General features: G+C 44.1%; 3 protein-coding genes and 1 pseudogene. All 4 read left to right on the top strand.

Annotated features, from left to right (window positions below):
* A pseudogene (locus VNZ46_RS14345) lies at positions 1-864 on the top strand (SusC/RagA family TonB-linked outer membrane protein); the annotation flags it as partial.
* Between the two features lie 18 nt (positions 865-882).
* Positions 883-2,424 carry a RagB/SusD family nutrient uptake outer membrane protein gene (locus VNZ46_RS14340; protein ID WP_325560773.1) on the top strand — a complete coding sequence of 514 codons (1,542 nt, stop codon included), beginning with the start codon at positions 883-885 and terminating at the stop codon, positions 2,422-2,424.
* Positions 2,425-2,488: 64 nt separating this feature from the next.
* Entirely contained in the window at positions 2,489-5,149 is a 2,661-nt protein-coding gene (locus tag VNZ46_RS14335) for a carboxypeptidase regulatory-like domain-containing protein (protein ID WP_325560772.1), read from the top strand.
* Positions 5,150-5,161: 12 nt separating this feature from the next.
* Positions 5,162-6,945, top strand: a 1,784-nt coding sequence (locus tag VNZ46_RS14330) for an alpha-galactosidase (protein ID WP_325560771.1), incomplete at its 3' end; no start/stop codon positions are given.

The following is a 6,945-nucleotide window of genomic DNA, read 5'->3' as shown; positions in this document are numbered from 1 at the left end:
TTTGAATTTAGTATTGGCTATCAGGACAAGGCGGGAGAGGTGAGTTATGGGATCAACCTGAATGCCACACACTACACAGCTACAGCCAAAAAGCTGGCCCAGGGAAATGATATTCTTTCGGGTAATACCGCTATTTTTGGAACCACCAGTTTAACCAGGGAAGGACATCCGGTAGGTGCTTTTTATGGACTTCAAACAGATGGGATCTTCCAAAATGCATCAGAAGTAGCTTCCTATAAAAATGCTGCTGGTACTTTGATCCAGCCAAATGCTGTACCAGGAGATTTTCGTTTTAAAGATCTTAACGGCGATGGTGTGATCAATTCTTCTGACCGTACTTTTATTGGCGATCCTACACCAAAGCTTACCTTTGGCATCAACCTTACTGCTGCCTATAAAAACTTCGACCTTACCGTCTTTTTTACTGGAAACCTGGGCGGAGATCTGGTGAATGTATTGAAAGGATATACCAATTCGGGAAGTAACAATTACAATAAAATTGCGGGGCTGGAAAGTATTGCATGGCATGGAGAAGGTACCTCCAGCACCACACCTCGTATTGCCGCTTTTGACAACAATGGCAATTACTCTAAATTCAACGATTTCTATATTGAAAGTGGTTCTTTTGCCAGGTTGAGGAATTTACAGTTAGGTTATACCATTAACAGCGAGAAGGTAGGAAAGATCAGAGTATTTGCCAGTGCCCAGAACCTGCTGACGATAACCAAATATAAAGGTCTGGATCCTGAACTGGCCTATGGTACGCAATGGACTGACAACAGCTCCGCATTGAACAGAGGACTGGATTGGGGTAATTATCCAACTTCAAGGACCTTTCTTTTTGGATTAAATTTTACATTCTAAACTTTTAGAGGACTTATTATGAAAAGATATATATTCATGCTCATCGCACTTGCTTCACTTTCTGCAGGCTGCAAAAAGTTTTTGGACCAGCCTATTATTGGCCGTCAGAATACTGATAATTACTTTAAAACAGAAGCCGATTGCCAGGCCGCTGTGATTGCCTGTTATTTTGGAACGCATTCTGACCAGTGGTATGAACTGGATAGAAGTCAAATGATGGGGGATGCCTTAAGTGATGATGCTTTTAAAGGTAATTCTATCCCGGGCGATCAGTCGCTTTTTGGAGATATTGCCCGTTATCACTTTGACGCAACAAATGAATGGTTTGGCTTCAGGTGGAGCTACCTTTGGAAAGGGATAGGCAATTGTAACTTTGCTATCGAGGGCATCAGTACCTCTACGATAGACGATGCCCTGAAACAAAAGCTGATTGCGGAGGCTAAATTTTTAAGGGCTTACTGCTATTTTGAACTGGTGAAGAGTTTTGGAGGTGTACCTTTGGTACTGAATGTGCCGGATCCTCAAGCTGTACTTTCGGTAGCCAGATCAAGTAAAGAAGAGTGCTTCGCTCAGATTGTTAAAGACCTTTCTGATGCAGCAGCAGTGTTACCAGAAAGAGCGGCGCAAGGTGCGGATCAGATCGGACGGGCCACCAAAGGAGCAGCCAATGCCTATCTGGCCAAGGCTTACCTGTTTACGGAAAACTGGGCACAGGCGCAAAAGTATGCTGATCAGGTGATTGCTTCGGCACAGTATACCCTGGAACCAAGTTTCAGTAATGTCTGGAGTGTGCGTAACAAAAATGGGGTAGAGTCGATCTTTGAATTTCAATACAACGCAGACCAGACCTTTAATTTAGGAACTGCATTGACCACACTGACGCGGAGCAGAGCTGATGGCGGATGGGGCTTTGATACACCTTCAAGCCATCTGGAGCAGGCATTCTTGAAAGAGAATGATCCGAGATTGAAATGGACTATTATTAAGCAGGGAGATAACGTTGGTGCAGCTACGCCGAATTTCGATTATTCACATTATGACACCAAGTTGTCTGAAAACGAATCTGGCAGGATCAGCAGGAAATTCTATCTGGCTCCCGCAGACCGCCCCGCAAATGAACTCTCCCATGCACCGCTGAATATTATCCAGATGCGCTATGCAGATTTACTGCTCATTGATGCAGAAGCTGCTTATCGTAATGGTAACGAAGCTGTAGCCTTAAAAAGCCTGAATATGGTGAGGGAGAGAGCAAACCGCCTGAACCCAGGCGCCGTTCTTCCGAGAAGTTCTTCAGGCACACAATTGTTAAATGACATCTGGTTGGAGCGAAGACTGGAACTGGCTATGGAAGGACACCGCTATTATGACCTGGTAAGGCAACACCGCCTGGTGCAGGTGATTAAAGATTTTTATACCTATAACAATAGCACCAGTACAGACCCATATGATAAAGGCAATCCAAAAGGTGCTGATGTAGCAGAAAAACACAATTTGTTTCCAATACCACAGCAAGATATTGATCTGTCTAAAGGTGTACTGAAACAAAATCCTGGTTTTTAAGAACAGAAAGATATAAATATATATAGATTTATTGATCATTGAATACTCAAATTATTACCTCAAGATGCGAACAAGAATTTTGCTGATTACGTTCCTTGGCCTGTCGGGCGGCTTTTGTCAAAAGCTATTGGCTCAGGAAAAATTTATAGAAGCCGAAGTTGCAACACTGTCTAATGGTGCTAGAATAGAAGCCTGTTCCACCTGTTCGGGTGGAAATAAGGTAGCTGGTTTAGGAGATCTGAAAAATGGAACGGCCGTTTTTAATCTGCAGGTACCCAAGGCAGGTCTGTATCCTTTAACCGTTTATTTCAGGGTTTCGGACGACAGGAGTCTGAGCATCCGGGTCAACCAGGAGAGTGTTCCGCAGAAAGTTGTTTTCCGGCGTATTGCGCCGGCGGAGCAGTCCAGCTTACAGCAAATATTTGTTCCGCTGAAAGCAGGTCTTAATACGGTATCTTTTGATAATTCAGTTGAAGGTGGGCCGGATCTGGACCGGATTGCCTACGGTACTGTCCCTGTAAAGTCTTTGAACTTTAGAGGCACCATTAAAGACAAGAGCGGGAAACCTGTTAAAGGCGTAGAGGTTCAGCTCAGGGGCGGGGCAGATCGTATGGTCAGTACTGATGCTGCCGGAAATTACCAGATCAATGATGTTCCGGAAGGCGAGTATTTGCTCTCTGCATTTGCCAATGGCCAGCTTATTTTTCCACATTCCCGTACTGCAGGGCCTAAAGATAATGGGGCAGCTTTAAATTTTACCGCTTTAGCATTTGTAAAAAAAGCCGCCGATATCCGGAAACTGGGTAAAGGCAATACCTATATCAACTACAATGTTAAAACCGGTACGGCCGATTTTTATACCCTCGGAAAACAGATCCTTTCCAATATATATGCAGAAGCCCATATTCCAAAGGTGATTTCCAGCATGGATTATCCCAGACATGAAATCAAAGAAAAACCTTTTACAGATCCACTCGGCAGCGGAACACTTTTTACGGTAAGTTCCACTGCAAAAGGACTTCCGGAGATGATCCAGGAATATTGGCTGTATGCAGATAAAGGATTTATCCTGAGCAGGCTTTCTGTAAAGAGCGAAGAGGAATTCGGCAGCGCCTACATGGCCCCATTAAAATCTGAGACCTCTTTTCAGGTACTTCCCTCAGGAAATAACTATGCTTTATTTGTGCCTTTTGACAACGACAAATGGGTGCGTTATGTCGCCTTTCCTTTTAGCAAGGTGGTCTCCAGTCATGAAGTTTCTGTACTGTTTAATGAAAAATCAAACCAAGGGCTGGTGATCGGTTCTGTAGACCACGATAACTGGAAAACAGGTGTGGTGACCGCAACAGAAGGCAATACACTCCGTCGTCTGGAAGCTTATGGTGGTTTTACTTATGCTACTTCAAGGGATATTCTTCCTCATGGAAAGATCAGCGGCAAGCTGGTGCGTTCGCCCAGAATGTTTGCAGGTTCATATGCAGACTGGAGAGAAGGAATGAATGATTTTGCTGCAGTCAATTCTGGCTTACATAAAAGACTGAAATGGCCTGGAGGCGTTCCCTTTGGCTGGAACAGCTGGGGTAAGATTCAGTTCAACCTGACCGGTCAAAAAGCAGTAGAAGTATCTGATTTTTTTGCCAAAACACTTAAAGATAAAAGTTTTGAGAATGATGGGGTAACCTATATCGGACTCGATGCCGGAGCTGAAGACCGGACAGATGAAGAACTGACTGCTTTTGTAAACGAATGCAGGAAGAATAACCAGGTCCCGGGTGGTTATTATGGACCCTTTGCCGATTGGGGGGGAGACAGTACCAGGACTATAGAAGGAACGCCTTATACGTATAAGGACCTTTACCTCAGGGCACATGGCAACAAGCAATATATTGATGGTGCTGCGGCTATTGATCCCACCCATCCGGGTACTAAAGCCAGAATTAAAAGATCCCTGGAAAGATTTAAGCGGCTCGGTTTTAAATTTATGAAAGTGGATTTCCTGGCTCATGCTTCCCTGGAGTCCGATCATTATTATAATCCGAAAGTGACGACTGGAATCCAGGCATATAATGAAGGAATGACATACCTGAGGGAAGTACTGGGCGATAGTATTTACCTCAATCAGGCCATTTCGCCAATTTTCCCGGCAGATTATGCACAGTCCAGGCGCATTGCCTGTGATGTCTTTGGAGATACAGAAAAAATAGAATACGCCATGAATTCGCTTACCTACGGTTGGTGGCTCTCCAATGTGTATTTGTACAACGATGCAGACCATATTGTATTGGAAGGACATTCTGAAGCGGAGAACCGTTCCAGGGTAACTTCGTCCGTAACCACTGGAATCTATATCTCAGGCGACGATCTGAGTGCGGGGGGAAGTACGGAGGCGAAAACAAAATCCCTTAAATTCCTGACCAATTCCGATGTTAATGCAATTGCCCGTTCGGGACAGTCTTTCCAACCTGTTTATCCCGCACAAGGTGGAAAGGCAGCCAACGCCTTTTTCAGAAAAGACGGTCAATACCTTTACCTGGCCTTGTTTAACTACGGTAAGGAGGAAGCTCATCTTCGTATCCCGGTAACTGCCATTCCGGGCGTTTTTCTAAATGGAAGCAGCTATAAAGAGCTGTGGACGGGTAAAACGGGTACGGCAGGAACAATTCTGGAAGAATCCATACCTGCGGCGGATGTCCGTATTTTAAGATTTGAACTTACTAAAAAATAATTACCCACTGATATGACCTTTAAATTTCGATTCCTTGTTAAACCATTTTTCTTTGTTTTTTTTATCGGTACAGGCAGTTCCTTTGTGGCAAAGGCACAATCTGCATTTGTGATTCCGATAGAATCAAAAAATAATGCACTCGCCCTTCAGGTGGGTGCCAAAAAGGATCTTTCTACCATTTATTTTGGTAAAAAATTAACCAGCACGGGTGAATATGCCCATGTGCCGGGTGTATATAAACAGACCAGCGATTATACGGGCTTGTTAAATTCTGTGTATACACCATCTGGCTCCCGGAATCTTATGGAACCTGCCATTACTGTAACTCATGCCGATGGAAACAATTCCCTGGATCTTAAATATGTGAGCCACAACATCACAGATATAAAAGAAGGGGTAAAATTGCTGTCTGTAGTATTAAAAGATCCGGTTTACGCCTTTGAAGTGACCCTGTTTTACCAGGTGTATTACAATGAGGATGTGATAGAGCAATGGACAGAAATCCGCCACCAGGAAAAAGGAAATGTAGTTCTGCACAAATTTGCCTCGGCCAACCTTCATTTAAAGGCAGGTAGCTACTGGTTAAAACAGTACCATGGCGACTGGGCTAAAGAAATGCAGCCGGAAGAATCTAAACTGACCCATGGTATCAAGACACTGGATACTAAACTGGGTACCCGGGCCAACCTTTTCCAGCCTTCGGTATTTATGGTTTCTTTGGATAAACCTGCCGGGGAAGATGAAGGTGATGTATTGTATGGTGCACTGGAGTACAGTGGCAATTTCAGGATTGACCTTGAAGTAGATTATCAGGACAACCTGAGGATCATCGCAGGGATCAATAACTATGCTTCTCCTTATACCCTAAAATCAGGTGAAGTCTTTAAGACACCGGCCTTTTTATATACTTTTTCTGATCAGGGTAAAGGTGCAGCCAGCCGCAAACTTCAAAGCTGGGCAAGGAATTATAAACTGATGGATGGAAAAGGGAGCCGGCTTACCTTGCTGAATAACTGGGAAGCTACGCAATTTGACTTCAATGAAAATAAGCTTGCAGACTTGCTGAAGGACACCAAAAAACTGGGCGTTGATCTCTTTCTGCTGGATGACGGTTGGTTTGCCAATAAATATCCAAGAAATGATGATCATGCGGGCCTTGGCGACTGGCAGGAGAACAAGAAGAAATTGCCTAATGGCATTGCTTCGCTGGTAAAAGAGGCGCAAAATAATGACGTGAAGTTTGGAATCTGGATTGAGCCTGAAATGGTAAATCCTAAAAGTGAACTTTATGAAAAGCATCCGGATTGGGTGGTGAAGGAGGAGAAGCGGGAGGAATACTATTTCAGGAACCAGCTGATCCTGGATATGACCAATCCGCAGGTACAGGATTTTGTATATGGTGTTGTAGATGGTTTGTTTACTAAAAATCCGGAGCTGGCTTATATTAAATGGGATTGTAATGCGGTAATTTACAACGCGCATTCAGCCACGCTGAAAAATCAGAACCATTTTTACATTGAATATGTGCGTGGACTGTACAAGGTGCTGGAAAGAATCCGTGCTAAATATCCAACCGTACCTATGATGTTGTGTTCTGGCGGTGGCGGCAGGGTAGATTATGCGGCATTACAGTATTTTACCGAATTCTGGCCAAGTGACAACACGGATCCTCTGGAGCGTATTTTTATGCAATGGGAATATTCTTATTTCTATCCGGCCATCAGCAGTTCAAACCATGTAACCGATTGGGGCAAGCAACCGCTTAAGTTCCGCACGGATGTGGCGATGATGGGTAA

The organism is Pedobacter sp. (genome assembly GCF_035566355.1).
Lineage (GTDB): Bacteria > Bacteroidota > Bacteroidia > Sphingobacteriales > Sphingobacteriaceae > Pedobacter.
The sequence above is the reverse complement of the archived record's forward strand: the minus strand, read 5'-3'. Positions and strand labels throughout refer to the sequence as shown.

Bases quoted from the DNA above. Each gene is read 5' to 3' on its own strand.
- VNZ46_RS14335 (WP_325560772.1), top strand. From the start codon at position 2,489: ATGCGAACAAGAATTTTGCTGATTACGTTCCTTGGCCTGTCGGGCGGC.
- VNZ46_RS14340 (WP_325560773.1), top strand. From the start codon at position 883: ATGAAAAGATATATATTCATGCTCATCGCACTTGCTTCACTTTCTGCA.